16 protein-coding genes and 1 tRNA gene are annotated in these 16986 nt (G+C 61.1%); 6 read left to right on the top strand and 11 right to left on the bottom strand.

Annotation, left to right across the window (positions count from 1 at the left end; all coding sequences use genetic code 11):
- Positions 1–108: 108 nt before the first annotated feature.
- The 6 genes from IPM16_07200 to clpX all read left to right on the top strand — a co-directional run bounded on the left by IPM16_07200 (position 109) and on the right by clpX (position 6379).
- Positions 109–1776, top strand: a complete 1668-nt coding sequence (locus IPM16_07200) for a hypothetical protein (GenBank protein MBK9122896.1) — start codon at positions 109–111, stop codon at positions 1774–1776.
- 133 nt (positions 1777–1909) lie between these two features.
- Complete coding sequence (locus IPM16_07205) at positions 1910–2533, top strand: GNAT family N-acetyltransferase (protein MBK9122897.1); 624 nt, start codon at positions 1910–1912, stop codon at positions 2531–2533.
- Positions 2534–2582: 49 nt separating this feature from the next.
- A tRNA-Leu gene (locus tag IPM16_07210) sits at positions 2583–2664 on the top strand.
- A 118-nt stretch (positions 2665–2782) separates the two neighbouring features.
- Entirely contained in the window at positions 2783–4393 is a 1611-nt protein-coding gene (gene tig, locus IPM16_07215) for a trigger factor (protein ID MBK9122898.1), read from the top strand.
- Positions 4394–4429: 36 nt separating this feature from the next.
- Complete coding sequence (locus tag IPM16_07220) at positions 4430–5044, top strand: ATP-dependent Clp protease proteolytic subunit (protein ID MBK9122899.1); 615 nt, start codon at positions 4430–4432, stop codon at positions 5042–5044.
- Between the two features lie 3 nt (positions 5045–5047).
- Complete coding sequence (gene clpX / locus IPM16_07225) at positions 5048–6379, top strand: ATP-dependent Clp protease ATP-binding subunit ClpX (GenBank protein MBK9122900.1); 1332 nt, start codon at positions 5048–5050, stop codon at positions 6377–6379.
- A 60-nt stretch (positions 6380–6439) separates the two neighbouring features.
- On the opposite strand, the gene IPM16_07230 is transcribed toward clpX, so the two are convergent.
- The 11 genes from IPM16_07230 to IPM16_07280 all read right to left on the bottom strand — a co-directional run bounded on the left by IPM16_07230 (position 6440) and on the right by IPM16_07280 (position 16741).
- Positions 6440–7057 (bottom strand): MBL fold metallo-hydrolase, encoded by a 618-nt coding sequence (locus tag IPM16_07230; GenBank protein ID MBK9122901.1) that lies wholly within the window; start codon positions 7055–7057, stop codon positions 6440–6442.
- A 3-nt stretch (positions 7058–7060) separates the two neighbouring features.
- Complete coding sequence (gene pyrF, locus IPM16_07235; protein MBK9122902.1) at positions 7061–7855, bottom strand: orotidine-5'-phosphate decarboxylase; 795 nt, start codon at positions 7853–7855, stop codon at positions 7061–7063.
- A complete protein-coding gene (locus IPM16_07240; GenBank protein ID MBK9122903.1) occupies positions 7852–8490 on the bottom strand; it encodes an orotate phosphoribosyltransferase in 639 nt (212 codons plus the stop codon). Before IPM16_07240 ends, pyrF begins: the two co-directional genes overlap by 4 nt.
- Positions 8487–9599: a hypothetical protein gene (locus IPM16_07245; protein ID MBK9122904.1), complete on the bottom strand. Its 1113-nt coding sequence runs from the start codon at positions 9597–9599 to the stop codon at positions 8487–8489. Before IPM16_07245 ends, IPM16_07240 begins: the two co-directional genes overlap by 4 nt.
- Positions 9575–10660, bottom strand: a complete 1086-nt coding sequence (locus tag IPM16_07250; protein MBK9122905.1) for a dihydroorotase family protein — start codon at positions 10658–10660, stop codon at positions 9575–9577. The genes IPM16_07245 and IPM16_07250 overlap by 25 nt, the downstream gene beginning before the upstream one ends.
- Entirely contained in the window at positions 10660–11724 is a 1065-nt protein-coding gene (gene pyrB / locus IPM16_07255; protein ID MBK9122906.1) for an aspartate carbamoyltransferase, read from the bottom strand. The genes IPM16_07250 and pyrB overlap by 1 nt, the downstream gene beginning before the upstream one ends.
- Positions 11721–12059 carry a DUF971 domain-containing protein gene (locus IPM16_07260; protein ID MBK9122907.1) on the bottom strand — a complete coding sequence of 113 codons (339 nt, stop codon included), beginning with the start codon at positions 12057–12059 and terminating at the stop codon, positions 11721–11723. The genes pyrB and IPM16_07260 overlap by 4 nt, the downstream gene beginning before the upstream one ends.
- Before the next feature lie 97 nt (positions 12060–12156).
- Positions 12157–12603, bottom strand: coding sequence for a hypothetical protein (locus tag IPM16_07265; GenBank protein ID MBK9122908.1), 447 nt, complete (start codon positions 12601–12603; stop codon positions 12157–12159).
- 142 nt (positions 12604–12745) lie between these two features.
- Positions 12746–14092 carry a CpXC domain-containing protein gene (locus IPM16_07270; protein MBK9122909.1) on the bottom strand — a complete coding sequence of 449 codons (1347 nt, stop codon included), beginning with the start codon at positions 14090–14092 and terminating at the stop codon, positions 12746–12748.
- A gap of 24 nt (positions 14093–14116) precedes the next feature.
- Entirely contained in the window at positions 14117–15697 is a 1581-nt protein-coding gene (locus IPM16_07275) for a PAS domain S-box protein (protein ID MBK9122910.1), read from the bottom strand.
- A 63-nt stretch (positions 15698–15760) separates the two neighbouring features.
- The gene (locus IPM16_07280; protein ID MBK9122911.1) at positions 15761–16741 is read right to left on the bottom strand and encodes an ROK family protein; all 981 of its coding nucleotides are present in this window, start codon (positions 16739–16741) and stop codon (positions 15761–15763) included.
- Positions 16742–16986 lie beyond the last annotated feature (245 nt).

Genomic DNA, 16986 nt, shown 5'->3' on the forward strand with positions numbered 1-16986 from the left:
AAGCCAGGTCGTTTGCCCAGTCGTCATCACCACTAGCCCTCCCATCCGCCGTGCCGTATGCGCCGGCCAACATCGCCCCTTACCTTGAGACCGAGCGAGGAGGTAACGATGTCACGTTTTATCCGTCTAGTTCTCGTCATGGCACTGCTACTACCGCTTCCTACGTCGGCGCAGAATGAGTCACACACCTGCGCTCCGGGCCCGTGGATACTGTACTATGCTATCGGATTCCGCTACGGAAGTACGATATTGCCGGGTTGGGCCGATTGGACCGAGTACGCTAAGTTCGACGTTGAAGTCACATGCAGCGGTACAAACGGCACGTTCACCGGCAGTGGCACCGGCAAGCTCGAAATCGAGAACAGCCTGTCAGCATATTGTGAGAGCGACTTCAATGCGGATGTATCTGGACCGGTCGACTATTCGACCGGATTTCCGGTGTACACGGCTAATATCGCGCTTCAGTACACCAGCGGCGGATGCGGCGGCGGCAGCCCGGGCGGCGCGATCGTACGCAGGCTCTTCACCAATGAGCTGTTCAAGTCAACCCAGTTCGAAGAATTCCAGGGAAACTATCTTGACGGGTTCTTGCTGGCGGAGACGTTTTCCGACGAGGAGATAATCGTTGAGGCCTACGTGGTGGCCGCCCAGCGCAATTATGATCCCAAACTCGTGTCAACCATGCCGCAGTTGATCCGCTACTTCATCCGCGATGTGCCGCTTACAAACACGTTCACGTTCAACTTTGACTGGGACGGCGCTCCCGAGCCTACCGCGGAACTGTCGGTGCTGGGTGGAGACTGGCAGCCACTCAACATATCCGGAGATACCGCCAGCCACCTTTTGTCAGTCACAGGCCTACCCCTGACGGCAGCAGACTTTGCAGGCAGCGAATCCATTGAAGTCACCATGGACATGCGATTCCCATTCATGAACGGAGATCCTTTCCCCGTCTCACCCGATCAGATACGCACGACAATCGTTGATGTTCCGTCATGGGCGGTGGCGAGCGACTTCGCCCACATCGGCGCCCCTGGAAGTCCGATGCACATCATCTACCAGACGTACAAAGATGTCCCGGCGCAGGCGATTCAGACGCCGATCATTCCTGTTCCGGAGTTTGTCCCGGTCGTTGGCGGGTCCTGGGGTCTTGAGCCGGTGCAGATGCGCGTCAACGTTGGCGTCCACTCGGCAGGAATCATGCATGAGGAGGATATCCAGGGGTCGGGCACGCTGCATTTCGCTGGAAAGCTGCACAACTTTCAATATGAAGGCAAGGTTCGCTCAAGTGTGACAGCTAGCGATGGAATAGTCGTCCTTGATAGCCCGTTCACATTTAGCCTCGAACCGATCGTCATAGAAGACGTGATTCCCCTCAGCGAGTTCATACCGGTCGTCAACTTCCTATTCGAGATTCCCGTCATAGGCGGACTGCTTGAAGACCTGTTCTCGCCTGTATTCATTCAGGTCAAAGTGACGGGCACGGCAAACGGATCGGGCGTAATTGGCGTTCTACCGACTGGCGAACTGGGAATCAAAGAGGGAACGGTAACGCTGACAGTGACAGGACAGGCCGCCGGAGGTGCCAATTTGCTGAACCTCTTCTGGTTCGGGCTCGGAAGCACAATCGCAGGCAATCTCGAGTTGGACCTCGCGCCCGTCCTTGAGACGAAACAATGCAACTTGCAGATGGGTGTGTTCATCGTGGGCGGCACGCCGTTCGGTACTTTGGACGTCCCGCAGGCATTCGTCCAGATTCCCATATGCAATCCCTGAGTGATTCGAGACTGCGGCCCCGTGGTTGACAGGGCTGCCGATTTCAACCACCGTAGATCGGAGCAACACTGTGGCGACTTCGCTCTTAAGGCGTCAGCTGAACGCACGGGACAGCGTGAGTCTTGCGGAATGCGTGAGAGAGAGTTTTCGACATGAAGATACAGTCGTCGAGGCGTCTCGCGTCGAGCGTGTCCTTCACAGCGGCGAACACCATGTCGTTGGAACTGTTGAGCAGGATAGCGACCGACTAGTCGGGTTCTGCGCCAGTTTCGCAACCCGCTCCGGCACTTCATTGCATTGGGAGATCGACCTGCTTGGCGTGATTTCGGCCGCGCGCGGCAACGGCATTGCGCCATGGCTGGTCCAGGACTCCGTCTCCGAAGGGTTGAGGCGTGGCGCCACCGTGGCGCGCGCGCTCGTACGCCGCGACAATCACGCGGCCCGAGCGGTGTTCTCAGGGCTGCAATTCGCAGAAAGCAAACCGCAAACCCTTTGGGTCGCAGAGCCGAACGGCGTTTCGATGACGATCGAAGCCGTAAGAGCCGACTGTATTCCGGTGTCGACCTTGACCTACGATGGGATTTGGGTCGAAGATCCGCGAGATGCCTCGGCGCTTGAGCAGGCCCGTGGGCTTACACAGAACCTCTCGCAAGTGATCGGCGCCGTGCTGCCCGTCAAGTCGGAAGCCGAAACGTGGGCCGAACACGCGGGGTATCACCGCGTCGGCGCTTACAACTGGTGGACTCGAGACCTCTGACCCCGCCCTTGTGACGCCGGTATTTGTTCCCGTATAATTTGCGTGCCGTGGGGGAGTGGCGGAACTGGCAGACGCGCATGACTTAGGATCATGTCTCTCACGAGGTGAGGGTTCGAGTCCCTCCTTCCCCACAAGTCGGTACCTCGGGCGTCTGAATTCGAGACGCCTTTGTTGTGTTTTCTGATGAAAGATTTACGCCCTGCCCTCTCGGCCGGGTGCTATAATCGCGCTACACGTGAGGGTAAAGCAGTGAACGTCCAGACTGAACGGCTCGAAAACCATACCGTCCGCTTGACCGTCGAGGTTCCCAAGGAACGATTCGATCAGGCACGCGCTTCCGTAATCCGGAAGGTCAGCGGCAGGATCAACATTCCCGGCTTCCGCAAGGGCAAGGTTCCGCCCAGCATGGTCGTCAAGTACGTCGGCGAAGCGTACATCCTCGAAGAGGTGATGGAAAGCCTCGGACAGGACGTCTACAAAGAGGCGCTTGAATCGGCTGGTATCGAACCTGCTGCGCCGGGTTCGATGGACGACTTCGCGCCCGAGCCTGAGGTCAAGTTCACCTACACTGTTCCGCTGGCTCCCGAGGTCACCCTCGGTGACTACCGCTCGTTCCGGCTCGAATTCAATGAGCCGGAGACGACCGAAAACGATGTCGATGTCGAACTCCGTATGCTTCAGCGCGAGTTCGCAGAGACCACCGAGTCCGAGGGCGCAGTTGAAGCCGGCGACCGCATCACATGCGATCTGCACAGCTTCTTCGTCGCCGAAGATGCCGAGGCGGCCGAAGGTGAGATCGACGTACACGACCGCGAGGAAGAACCCTACGTCCATCGCCACGGCGCGGTGATCGATCTGCGCGAAGGCGACGATGAACCGCTTGCGCCCGGGTTCACGGCGCAGATGGTCGGTGCTGCTACGGGAGAAACGCGTACCTTCCGCATCACGCTCCCTTCCGGCGACCCCAAGATCAACGAAGACGCGGCGGGCCGCACTGTCGAATTTGTGGTGACGGTGCAGAAGATCGAAAAGGTCACGCTGCCTGAATTGAACGACGAACTCGCCGCTCAGATCAGCGAACGGTACGGGTGGGACACGGTCGACGAATCGGCTACGGCCACAGAAGCCGAAAATGCGGCTTCGGACGAAAGCGAAGCGGTCGAAGAGGCAGAGGTCGCAGACGAAGCGGCCGATGCAGAGGTCGCGGCTGAAGAGTCGTCGGACGAGTCCGAACCTGAGGAAGACTCTGAGTCGCTGCCGCCGGCGACGCGGCCGCTCAACCTCGCTGAGCTGCGTGAGCGCATCCGCGATGTCATCGAGTCGCGCAGCAAGGACGAAGCGCGCCAAACCTATGCCAACAGCGTCCTCGAGCACGTGATCGAGACCTCAACCGTGGCCTATCATGAGGCCTCCGTCGAACAGCAGATCGACGACATGATCGAGGACTTCAAGGAGCGTCTTCAACAGAACCGGCTCTCGCTCGACCTGTACCTCAAGTCAACCGGTCGTACGATGGACGATGTTCGCGCGGACTATCGACCCTCTGCCGAGAACCAACTGCGCCGGTCGCTAGCCGTGCGCGAATTCGCGCAGGCCGAGCGGTTATCGGTCTCGCAGGAAGACCTCAACGCCCGCCTGCAGACTGTGTTCGCGGACATCGGCGCGGAAGCAGTCGGCCAGCTCGGCCTGCTGAACAACCCGCAGTTCGCGTCGAACCTGATCAATAACCTCATGTCGCAGAAGATCGAGGAGCGCGCGGTCGCGATCGGACGCGGCGAGGCACCGGAACTGGGGCAAGCCGAGGAAGCCCCCGAGCAGGAACCATCGCCCGAAGCAACTGAATCCTCTACCGAACAGTGACCTGAAAGGAGCGGCGCGCAGCACGCGCCAATACGCATGGACGTCTCCAACATCGTTCCAATGGTGATCGAGCAGGGAAACCGCGGCGAACGGGCCTACGACATCTATTCGCTTCTGCTCAAGGAGCGCATCGTCTTCATGGGCATGCCGGTCAACGATCAGGTCGCTAACCTGATTGTCGCCCAGCTGTTGTTCCTTGACCGAGAGGATGCCGAAAAACCCATCCAGATGTACATCAATTCGCCCGGTGGCGTGGTGTATGCTGGCATGGCTATTTACGACACGATGCAGGCGATCCACCCGCCCGTGAGCACCACTGCCGTGGGTTGGACGGCCAGCTTCGGCACCGTCCTGTTGACCGCCGGAACGACCGGGTATCGCATGGCGCTCCCGAATGCCACCATTCACATGCATCAGCCGTTGGGTGGCGCGCAGGGTCAGGCCACCGACATCGTGATCCAAGCCAACGAAATCGTTCGACTCAAGACGCGTCTGAACCAGATCTTTGTCCACCATACGGGGAAAGCTTTGGAGCAGATCGAACGTGATACCGATCGGGACATTTACTTTAGTGCCGAACAGGCGGTAGAGTATGGATTGATCGACTCGGTGCTAAACCCGAACGTCAAGAGTGCGAACGGAAAGGGCTAGTCTGTGGCACAGAAAACCCAGAGCCATCGGTGCTCGTTCTGCGGTCGGCATCAAGAAGAGGTCGAACGCCTGATCGCCGGGCCGGAAGACATCTTCATCTGCAACTTCTGCGTTGAGCTTTGCCACAATCTGCTCATCGACGAAGTTGACAGCGCGGAACGCAAGGCGCTCGATGACCTGGATGTGCTCTCCCCGCGCGAGATCGTCGCACTGCTGGACGAGTACGTCGTCGGGCAAGACAAGGCCAAGCGCGTCTTGAGCGTGGCGGTGTACAACCACTACAAGCGCCTCAAGAACCGCGGCGGTGGAAGCACCGACGGAATCGAGATCGAGAAATCGAACATCCTCTTGCTCGGCCCGACGGGCAGTGGAAAGACGCTGCTCGCCCGTACGCTCGCGCGCATCCTCGACGTGCCGTTCTGCATCGTCGACGCGACCGCACTGACGGAAGCCGGCTATGTCGGCGAAGATGTCGAGAACATCCTACTGCGCCTGATCCAAGCGGCTGACGGCGACATCGCGTCCGCTCAGCGTGGGATTATCTACATCGACGAGATCGACAAGATCGCGCGCAAGTCCAACGACAATCCGTCGATCACGCGCGACGTGTCCGGCGAAGGCGTACAGCAAGCGCTGCTCAAGATCATCGAGGGCACGGTTGCGAACGTGCCGCCGCAGGGCGGGCGCAAGCATCCGCATCAGGAATTCCTGCAGATCGACACGACGAACATCCTGTTCATCTGCGGTGGGACGTTCGAAGGTATCGAGGACGTGATCGCCAAACGCATCGGCGCACGCGGAACCCTCGGTTTCGGCAGCAAGGCACGCTCCGACGACGATCGCGCTCAACTGCTGCGGCACGTCTCGCCGGAGGATATGATCCACCGCGGCCTGATTCCCGAGCTGGTCGGCCGTCTGCCGGTGCTCGTCACCATCGACCCGCTTGACCGTGACGCGTTGGTGCACATTTTGACCGAGCCGCGCAACGCGCTGGTTAAGCAGTATCAGCAGCTCTTGGCGATGGATTCCGTCAACCTCGAGTTCGGGCAGGACGCGCTCGTTGCAGCCGCAGAAATGACGATCAAACGCGAGACTGGCGCACGCGGCCTCCGCTCGATCATCGAGGCGTGCTTGCTGGATGTGATGTACGACGTGCCCGGGCGCGGCGACGTTCACACCGTGCTGATCACGCCGGACGCAATCACCGGCACAGCTAAGCCAAAGCTCTTGGACGCGCGCGGCATCGAAGTCCCGTGGGACGCTCACCGGGCAGCCCAACCCCAGCCAGCCAACGACGCACCCAATAAGGCCAAGAGCGCCAAGCCCGCGGCCTAGCGCATCACCAACCGCAGTCTACAACCGCCCCTGCTCTTCTGTTCGAAGCGCGGGGGCGTTCTATTTTGGCTGAGGCGGGATGTGAACCACGGCGCGGTCGCCGACCAACTGCTTGAATCGCTCGACGTCGGCGCCGGTAATCCCACCCGCGCCCCAGTTGCACGGAATGACGTAGCGCGGGCGTGTTTCAACAACGTACTGAGCCGCAACCTCGACCGACATGGTACCGTTGCCGTCAATGGGTACGATCGCGATATCCGGCGAAATACGCTGCATCTCAGGCGTCACTTCCGTATCGCCCGTGTAGAAGATATCAAACAGGTTCACCGAAATCAGAAAGCCCAGCCCGCCGTTCTCGCGCGCGTGCAGTGAACTCGTCGTCGAGTACGCCGGAAGCGCGGTGATCCGTGCGCGATCCACGACCCGGCTTTGGAATTCGCGGAGCACTTGAGCCTCCGGAAGCTGACGCGCGACATCCTCGTTGGTGAGTACAAGTGTGTCTGGACCGCGTACTTTCTCGATATCGCTAGGCGAGAAGTGCTCATAATGGGCATGGCCAACCAGAATAACGTCCGCTGTAAACGTGACGCGGCCAAGGCGCCACGGATTGATGTAGATAAGCGGCGGTCCATGGATGATGAACCCGCCATAACCGAGCCACTGGATCTGGTCGATCATCGGCTACCGGCAGGCGTTGATAGCGTCACGAAGCTGGCGAGCAGCGTTTGCCGGATCGTCAGCATAAAGGATTCCCCGGCTCGCGTTGATGATCAGCCCACGCCCGTTCCGCGCCCGGCCGAGCTGTACCGTCTGCTCCACGCTGCCGCCCTGTGTCCCGATCCCCGGCACGAGCAGAGTCATGTCGCCGACCATGCTGCGCACGTCGCGCAGTTCATCCGGGTACGTCGCGCCCATGACCAGCATGCAGTTGTTATTGGCGTTCCAGCGATCGCGGACTTTCTCGGCCACGATCTGCCAGAAAGGCTTGCCTTCGACCTTGAGCGTCTGAAGCTCGCCACTGCCGGGATTCGACGTGCGGCAAAGGATAATGCACGTCTTGTCTTTCCGTTCAAGAAACGGCTTGAGCGCCTCTCCACCCAGATACGGATTGAGCGTGACCGCGTCGAAACCGAGAATGTCGAAGATCGCGCGCACGTAGCCATCGTTTGTCGTGCTGATGTCGCCCCGCTTGGCATCGCAGATCGTCAACGCATCCGGGCACGCCTCGCGCAGATAGTCGACCGTCATCTTCAACGAGCGCATCCCGTTCTCGCCTTGCCCCTCGTAAAAGGCGATGTTCGGCTTGTAAGCGGCGGCAAACGGCATGGTGAGGTCGATGATGTGCTTGTTGAATGCGAACTGCGGGTAAGGATCCGACTGAAATTCGGCCGGAATACGCGCCGGATCGGTGTCAAGGCCGACACACAACAGCGAGTCTATTGCGATTGCACGCGCGTCGAATTTACCTACTGTCATGCGATACCGCCTGTCATCCAACCCGCCGGATCGGCAAGCCACCGCTCGACCGATTCCTGTTCGGCACCGGTGAGCGTCTCTCGCACGTGTTCGAACAACAGGGCGAAAGGCGCGAGTACGTGGAGTGCAACGTTCGCTTGCTCAAACCGGATCTGGGCCGCTGAGAACCCGTAGCTGGTCAGGGCGAGGCATGCTGGAACTTCGGCGCCTTCGCTGCGCAGTGCGGAGACGGCGCTCAGACTGCTGCCACCGGTCGTAATCTGATCTTCAAGCAGCACAACGCGCCGCCCAGCCACGCTGCCGCCTTCGACGCGCTGCTGAAGTCCGTGGCCTTTCGCTTCTTTGCGCACGAACACAGCAGGGAGCCCCATGGCATACGCCAGTGCCGAACTGTGGGGTATTCCGGCGGTCTCGACCCCAGCTACGACCACGTCGCCATCAGGATAGAGTCCGCGCAGCACCCCGGCAAGGCTGTCGATGACCGCGTGCCACGCCTGCGGATGAAACATTAGCTTGCGATTATCGAGGTAGACCGGTGCAATCAGGCCGGATTTGAACGTACGCGGCGAATCGAACGCGAATCCGACGACCCCGGCTTCGATCATGGCCTTGGCGGCGGCGGACGGGGGCGTCACGGTTGTCCTTCCTTCAGCATAGCCAAGTACTCCCGGGTCATGTCTTCGGGCGCGAACGGCCCGCGAAACACCAGCGCCGACCAGACCTGCACGGCCAGTGCACCTGCGTCAAGATACGCGCGCAAGTCCGCGCCGTCCATTGCGCCGCCACAGCCGACGATGTCGACGTTGTAGCTTCGCCGCTCTCGCATGGCATACAGCCGCAGCACGACCGAGAGCGCACGATCGAATAGGCGTTTGCCGCCTGCTCCCGCACGGATATCCGAGTTTGGTACAATGCCCGGCAGCGTATTGGTCGCCACGACGGCGCGCACCCCGGTCTCCTCAAAGACCTCCAGCAGCGAGTCATACTGCGTATCGCCGAGATCGGGACCGACTTTCACCCACACTGGTACCGTACCGGCGCGTTCCACCGCTGCAGCGCACACGGCCGACGCCAGCGCGGCCGTCTGGTTTGCAGTCGGATCCTGCTCGGTGTTCGGGCAGCTCAGGTTGACGGTGAACCAGTCGGGCCGCACGCCTTCCTCGACGAAGCGACCGAGAGCCTGCGCCACGTGGGCCGCCTGTACCTCGGCAGCGTCCACTTCGGGCGTCGTAGCAACGCTGATCCCGTACGTCCCGCCGATTGGGTTCCGCGAGAGGAACTTCGCGGCCGCCGCTGCCCCTGGATTCCTCAAGCCGATCCGGTTCATGGTCGTTCGGCTGTTGACGTCGCGCCAAAGCACGGTGCCGCTGTTTCCCTTGCGCGGCATCAGCGTGAACGAGCCGACCTCGACTGGCCCGCACATCAGCGGAATCGAACGCCAACCGGGGATCAGACCGGAACGGCCCACGGCAGACAGCGCTTCTTCCTCGGTATCGAATCCTTGACCCTTCACCAGTCCCGCCGCGACGATCACCGGCTGTGGCAGCGTTACGCCCCCCACGGTTGTCGGTCGCAGCGGCTGCTCGCCTTGCGCAAATAGCCGCGCCAGCCACGGAAGTCGATCCATCAGGCTCGCCGCACGCAGTGTCAGCCGGTGCGCGTCGTCGGGATATGCCGCAAATAGCAGCGGCTTAGCGACGGTGCTGTAGAGTGCACGCGCTACGCGTCGGCTAGCTGCGGCCACACGCCCCTCCCCGCTCCCGGCAGCGCGACGACACGCCCGCCCTCATAGACCGTATTGCCACGGATGAACGTCTCCTTCACCCGGGCGGTCACGCGCATTCCGTCGTATGGCGACCACCCGCACCGTCCCGGCAGGCGGGTCCCGTCGATCACCCACGGCGCGTCTAAATCGACCACACAGCCCGAGTCTTGTGGACGCTCGACTCCCAGCACGCGTGCCGGACCCTCCGACATCAGGTCAATCGCACGTTCGAGGGACAATCTGCCCTCACCCACCGCCGTCAGCATGAGCGGCACGGTTGTCGGCAGACCGGGGACGCCATACGGGGGCCGATCGCTCCGCTTCTCCGCCACGGTGTGCGGCGCGTGATCGCTTTCGACGACATCGACCGTTCCATCAGCGATCGCGTCCCACAGCGCCTCACGATCGGCAGGCGATTTCAGGCCGGGTTTCATGCGTCCGAATGCCCCGAGGCGCGGCAGGTCGTCAGTTGTCAACCACAGGTGATGCGGGCACACGCCAAGCGTAACCGGCAGCCCTTCTGCTTTGGCCGCGCGCAGCAGGTCGATCTCGAACGCCGTCGAAATATGCACAAAGTGCGTGCGCCGGCGATATCTGCGCATCAGCGCCAAGATTTCGGCAACCGTCTCCCCCTCAGCATGAACAAGGATCGGCTTGTCGAAGTCCCACGCCGCAAAGTGGCGCTCGCGCACGGCTTGATCGGCGATCAGCAGGTCGCCAGTCGTCTCGTTGCAATACATCTTCAGGCCGGCCACTTCAACACCGACCATGGAATACGCCGCTGTGTTGTCGACAGACGACGCACCGAAGTAGATCCCGTAGTCGCACACGGCCTGCGCGGCCATGTCGGCCTGTTTCACAGCCAGTGCATCCGGCGAGATCGTCTCCGGCGGCGTGTTCGGCATATCGCACACGAGCCAGTATCCACCTGCCACTGCAGCCTGCGTCTCGGACAGGAAATCGCCTTTGTGAGACCAGTGCATCCCGCGCAGGTGCACGTGCAGGTCGATCAACGCTGGCAGTTCAACCCGTTGACCCATCAGTCCACATCCGCCCCGAGGACGAGCGCCAAGAGCGCCATGCGGACGAACATACCGTTCTCCATCTCCTGAAAATACACCGCGCGCGGGTTCTGATCCAGGAGATCGTGATCGGCGAGCGAGCCCATTTCGTGCTTCCGTGGAAGTGGATGCATCAGAATCACGTCCCGCCGAAACTGGTTGAGCAGCGCCGGAGTCATGATGAACCGGTCGCGAACGGCCTCGTAGTCGGCAGGGCGCTCGAAACGCTCGTGCTGAACACGCGTCCAGTAGATGACGTCCGTCTCGCTCACGACTTCTCGCAGGTCTTCGGTCTCGTGTACTTGGATCCCGCGTGCCGTGACATAGTCGAGCACGGCATCCGGCATGCGTAGAACCGATGGCGCGACAAAGTTCAAACGCGTCGCCCCCTTATGATAAAGCGCAATCAGTTTCGCCAATGAGTGCACCGTGCGTCCGTACAGCAAGTCGCCGACGAGGGTAATGGTCAGGCCGTCCAGCGACTTCTTCTGGTCGAGGATCGTGAACAGATCGAGCAGGCCTTGGGTCGGGTGTTCGCCGATCCCGTCGCCGCCGCTGACGACCGAGCACGGATTGAGGATGCGCTCGTTCAGCCGGTCGATGTAATAGGCTGCCTGAAACGACGATCCTTCCATCGGGTGCCGGAGGGTAATGACATCGGCGTAACATCCCGCGGCACGCACCGTGTCTGCCAGATTCTCGCCTTTGTACACCGACGAAAACTGCACGCCGTTGCTTGCTACCACGACCGAACCGCCAAGCCGCCGCATGGCCGCCTGAAACGACATGTCCGTACGTGTACTGGCCTCAAAAAACAGGGAGGCCATGATTCGCCCCTCGCAAAGCTGCACCACGCTCTTGTCCCGGGCGAGGACACGGTCGCGCAGGTTGCCGGCAACGCGGATGACGCGTTCGAGATCATGGGCGCCAAACTGCTCTACGGTGATGATGTGCTTGCCTGCGAAATCACCCGCAATCGGCTTCGGCGCGTAGATATGGCGAAACTGCGCGCTCGTTCGCGGATCCGCAACGTCTTCGGTCATTCAGCCTGCTCCTCAGGAGGGCAAATCCGCCGCAAGTACTCCCACGTGTAGATCCCGGTCGAATGGCCGTCGTCCCAAATGGGCTGCAGCGCATAGTTCCCGACCAGTTCGATCGACTTGATCTGATATGACCGCTTCGGCACGAGCTTGAGGATATTGTCCGGGTCGAACTCGCGGCCCATTCGGCTGTGCCCGCCGCGACACTCGACGCACGGGCACGCCTCGCGCAGATGGCTTAGCGGATAGGCGCAGTCGCGCCCGTCGTGCCAACTGATGCGTAGTTCGCCTTGCTGCTTGTCCAACGTGATGCCGGTCGGCCGAAGCATCGTGCTCATTCGTGCCGTGTCCCTTCGTTTCGAGAGATTGTAACTTGCGTGGTGTCCCCGCACACGCGGTCCGTATCGCAGGCAGAATCCGCGGGGGATGTCATCGTTAGTCGCCCATCCACCACGGCACGTCGGTCGAGATCACCGAGTCCAGCAATCGGGTCAAGTCGTCGACCTTCTCCGAGCTGGCCGTTCCCTCGGTACGCCACAAGACGACCCCGGCATTGTCGACCAAGAACACGTATAGATTGTCTTCGTGCGGGATGTCGAGCATCGTGCAGAACTGCTGCTTTCGTACGTAGATGGTGACGACCGTTTCGAGGGAGAGTTGATCTTCTAGCACGAACGAATCGCGGAGGTTCTGATCTTGGCGCTGCTGATCGTGCGCGGGCAGCACTTCTAGCGTGGGTATCTCGTAGAACTTGACGCGCTCGTACTGCTGGCGGATGCGTTTCAAAGGTCGCAGCCACGTCTGCACGGCAAACTGGTGGCTAGGCTCGAATACCACAAGCAGAACGTTGAACTCCCCTTCCAAGGTGAACGGTATGGTCATGTGGCGACCATCCAGGCTGTAACCGCGAACCGTCGGAAAATACACGGGGGCTTGCTCCAGCGCACCAACTGCGCCGGATTATAATCGAAAGGCCGGGGTCGTTTGAACCCCGGCCTTCGCTCACTACCACAACATTGCGACCCTATGCGTTTGGCCCGAGCGCGCTTTGTGCTTCGGCAATCAGCGTGTAAAGCCGCTCCGACAAATCGCCACGGCCCTCGTCGTCAAGCTGCTCGGCAATGCTCGCCATCACGTCGATCAACGTTTCGCCGTACTGCGCCATGCCGTCCATCACCATGACGCGTGCATCTTCGATCGTCGGTGCCTGCAGGAGCTTGTCGACCAGCACGACTTCTTCGGGCATGGACTGCTGGATAAGCGCGACAACGCGCTCGTAGATCGCCTTCAACTTGGCAGACATCTGTACGTCACGCCGGCGCTGCGCCTCCTGCAGGTTGGCGTTGAGCACGGCGATCAAAGTCTCGTCGATGGCATGTGCGTTGCGCGCAATCGCAGCGTCGATGTCCTGCTCCTCGAGCAGGGCCTGCAGCACAGCGACAGCGGCCGACACGCGCATCTGCGCCTGCTGGTCGATCGCCATGATGTACTGCGGGAGACGCTCGTTAAGCAGAGCAAATTTCGGCTTGTCGGCCTCCGCTGCGCTGCCTTCCATCTGATTCAACAGCTCGAAGAACGGCGCATCAAGCGCCGGCCGCGCCAGCCCGACAAGCGCCTGCAGGCGCATCTCGTCGTCGGCGTACGACAGCGCCAACGCTGCGAGATCCTCCCGCTGAGAGTCCGCGCCAAGCGCCTGAAGCTGGTCGGCAACCTCTTGGACGACCGCCTCTTGATCGGCTTGCTGCTGCTGCAGTTCCTTACCATAGGACGACTTCTGCACGACAACAGCCTGCGTCGCCAACACCGCCTGCGCCATGTCCGGTCGCCCACCTTGGGCGAGCCGCTGCGCCAAAGACGTAAACGTCTGGATGAACGTCATATCGATCTCGGCGTCGTGCGCAGCGATCAGCGAATCAAGTTCGGCGTCGCTGGCCTCGACAAATTTCTGAACGCGGGCGGTCCGTTTCTTGGCCTGATCGATCATCTCAGGCGTGATTCCGTCGGCACCCAGCACCATCTCGATCAACCCGTTCATGGTTAGCGCCCGCTTCGGGTTGAACATGTATGACCTGAAGCCTTCTTTCGGCAGCTGCTTCATCAGATCGCCAATGACCCGCTCCTGCTGATCCTTGCTGAAGTTCAACTCCATCGGCACGCAAGTGATCAGGAGTTCCTTCGTTGCATCGTGGTACAACAGCGGCGCAAGCACGACATTCACATTGCCGCAGTGTGGGCACGGGAAACGGTTGATCTGCTGATTGACCAGCAGCCCTTTCGCCTGCGGGTCCTTCTGAACGTCGATATACGAGTGTACACGTGCGTTGAACGGCTGCCCGCAGTTCGAGCAGCGGATTGCGGAGCCTTGTTGCATTGCGGGTTGCCTCCTCAGTCGGGGCTAAAGCGTCATGTTACGCGGAAGGCGGACGAAGAATGTCGACCCTTCCCCGAGTTTGCTCTCCACGTCGATCACCCCATGATGCGCGTCGACGATGGCTTTTGCCAGATACAATCCAAGCCCGGTCCCTTGGGTCGATCGGCGCAGGCTGCCCTCGGCCCGATAGAAGCGTTCGAAGATGCGGGCCTGATCGGTCTGTGATATCCCGATACCCTCGTCGCGAATCACGATCTCGACCCAATCGTCGTCGAACGATCCCTCGATTTCTACCGTCCCGCTGGCTGGCGAGTACTTGATCGCATTGCCGATCAGATTCTCGACCAACTGGCGCAGCCGCATCTCGTCCCCTTGAATGGACGGAAACCCGGGGTCGAAGCGGACTGCGAAATGATGCTGCTCAGTCTGGGTCTTGAACCGTTCGACCACCCTGTTCACCAATTCGGGCAGCCACACGTCACCGATATCGAGAGAGAGCTGCCGTTCGACGTGCAGTTTGCTGGTCGTCAGCAAATCCTGAATCAACAGCCCGAGCCGGTCGGCCTCGTCCTCGATGATCGTCAACGTGTCGCGCACGGTCGCCTCGTCCCACTGCGCGTCTTCGCGCCGGAGCGTCGCCGCATAGCCTTTGATGATGGCGACCGGCGTCTTGAGCTCGTGTGAGATCACCGAGATGAACGTATTCTGGGCCTCTTGCGCCTGCCGGAACGCCGTGATGTCGCGCACGTTAGCGATGACGTTTGCCAGTGCGCCTTCTGCGGTCAGCATCGGCGCATACGTAATGCCAACACTCAGCGACTGCCCGTTCTTGCAGATCAAGTCGCCTTCGACGTACAGCGTATTGTGCGCCGGATCCACCGGGCTGTTGAATGGATATCCGTCGTCGACCACCTCGCGCAGGTCGGCGTGTTCGTCATGCATCCAGCGGATGATCGCGTCGTGCTCGGCGCCGACGGCGTCGCGTTGGCTCCAGCCCGTCATGCGCACCAACGCCTCGTTGAACTGCTGTATCGTCAGGTCGCGGTCAAGGATCATCACGCCATCTGCGCTGTGATCGAGAATGGCTTGAAGCTGTTGGCGTTCCTGCGACACCGCCGCGTACAACTGTGCGTTCTTGACGGCAATCGCCGCCTGATCCGCGAAGCTCTGCAGGATTTGCACATCGTTCGGGCTGATTGGCGTGCTGTACGTACGAAACACGATCAGCAATCCGAGTGGGGCGCCGGCAAAGATCAGCGGAAGCGCGAGAGCCTGTCTCAGTGCGGGGTCGATCGCAACGGCGAGCGCCTTGAGCTCACGATCCAACAGGGACGGGTCGCCGTGCCGGCTGATGCTCTCGACGAGGCTTTCGAGGTGCGCATTTGCTGTCGCGACCTGCTCGTCATCCAGCCCGCTGTACGCGCGAACGACGAAACGCTGTTCGACGTTCAGCGCTACCAAGCCGACCTTCGCCGCCGTCATCACGACAGAGGCTTGCAGCACGCGCCGCAGCACCTCGTCAAGCTCAAGCTGCGCGGTGATCGCGCGCGAAATCTGCAGCAGAAAATCGCGCTGGCGTATCTGGACGTCGGGAAGGGTCAACATAGCGCTATTGTAGCATCGGGTCGACCGGCGGCGTGTCGTCAGCCGAGATTTCTATGACACTTCTTACGGCGACCGCCCCAGCAGCGCGGCGACTTCGCTCAGCCGTGTCTTGCCGCCGTTGGTGAGCACCAGCATACCCGCTCCGATCAAGCCGACATCGGCGCCGCACTCCGCCGCGACCATGTCCACGCCGTCGTAGAACGCCGGATCGGCGCAGTACTGCCGGATCGCGTCCCATGCGGGGCCGAAATATAACTCGGCCAACTGGCTTGCGCCGCCGCCAACGACAATGCGCTGCGGGTTGAACAATTGCAGCAGCGTTATCACGCCGAGTCCAAACACGCGCCCCGCCTTTGCGATCACGTCGATCGAGAGGGCGTCCCCGTTCCGTGCAGCCATCCCGATCGCCTCGGTCGTGATGTCTACCTCACCTGCGGCGAGATCCGACGTCTCACCTGCGGCGACACGTGCCTGAAACGCGCGCACCATGTCCGGACCCGCGGCGAGGTCTTCCAACGTCAGTACCGGCCCGTCAGGTCCTACCAGCATCGGGATCAGCCCGGCCTCGGTCGCCAGCCCTCGCGCGCCCGTGTGGAGACGTCCATCAAGGATCACGCCGCTGCCGATCCCGGTACTGACCGTCAAGTACACGAAGTGGTCGAACCCCCGCCCGGCGCCAACGCCCCCTTCTGCCAGCGCGGCGGCGTCTGCGTCGTTACCCAGCCACACGGAAACGCCAAGCCGTGCCTCGAGCTGTGCCTTCAGCGGCACGTTGTGCCACTTCAAGTTGGGCGGCGACAGCAGCACGCCGCTGTGCGGGTCGAGCGGCCCCGGCGCGGCAATGCCTACATCGACGCCGGCGTGACTCTGTGGCCACAACGACTGCAACATTTCGACCATCCGGTCAATTGCGTCGTCCGGACCGCGCTCGGGCCGCGTCCAGTCCTCGACGCGGGCCTCTACGTCGAGCGCGCGGTTCAGCCGCGCCACGCGGATCCGCGTTCCGCCCAGATCGACCGCCAGTATCGAACCGTTCTGTGTCATGGATTGTACGTCTCTGTGTCTGGCACACCGCTGATCACACGACTGCAACGGTGCGCCAAGGCGAAGCCGAATAGAGGCATAGTGTACCCCGCACGCCGGGAATGTCATATCCGCCCAACCGCAAAGTCCGCGGTGAGCAGTCCCTTCCCGTTACGCCGGAACCACTGGCCTACGTTCCCCGACACCGGTGTCCTAATGCGCTAGAGCACGAACCCGTGGTACTATCGTCTCGAACTAATTCCCGA

Source organism: Candidatus Flexicrinis affinis (genome assembly GCA_016716525.1).
Taxonomy (GTDB): Bacteria; Chloroflexota; Anaerolineae; order Aggregatilineales; family Phototrophicaceae; genus Flexicrinis; species Flexicrinis affinis.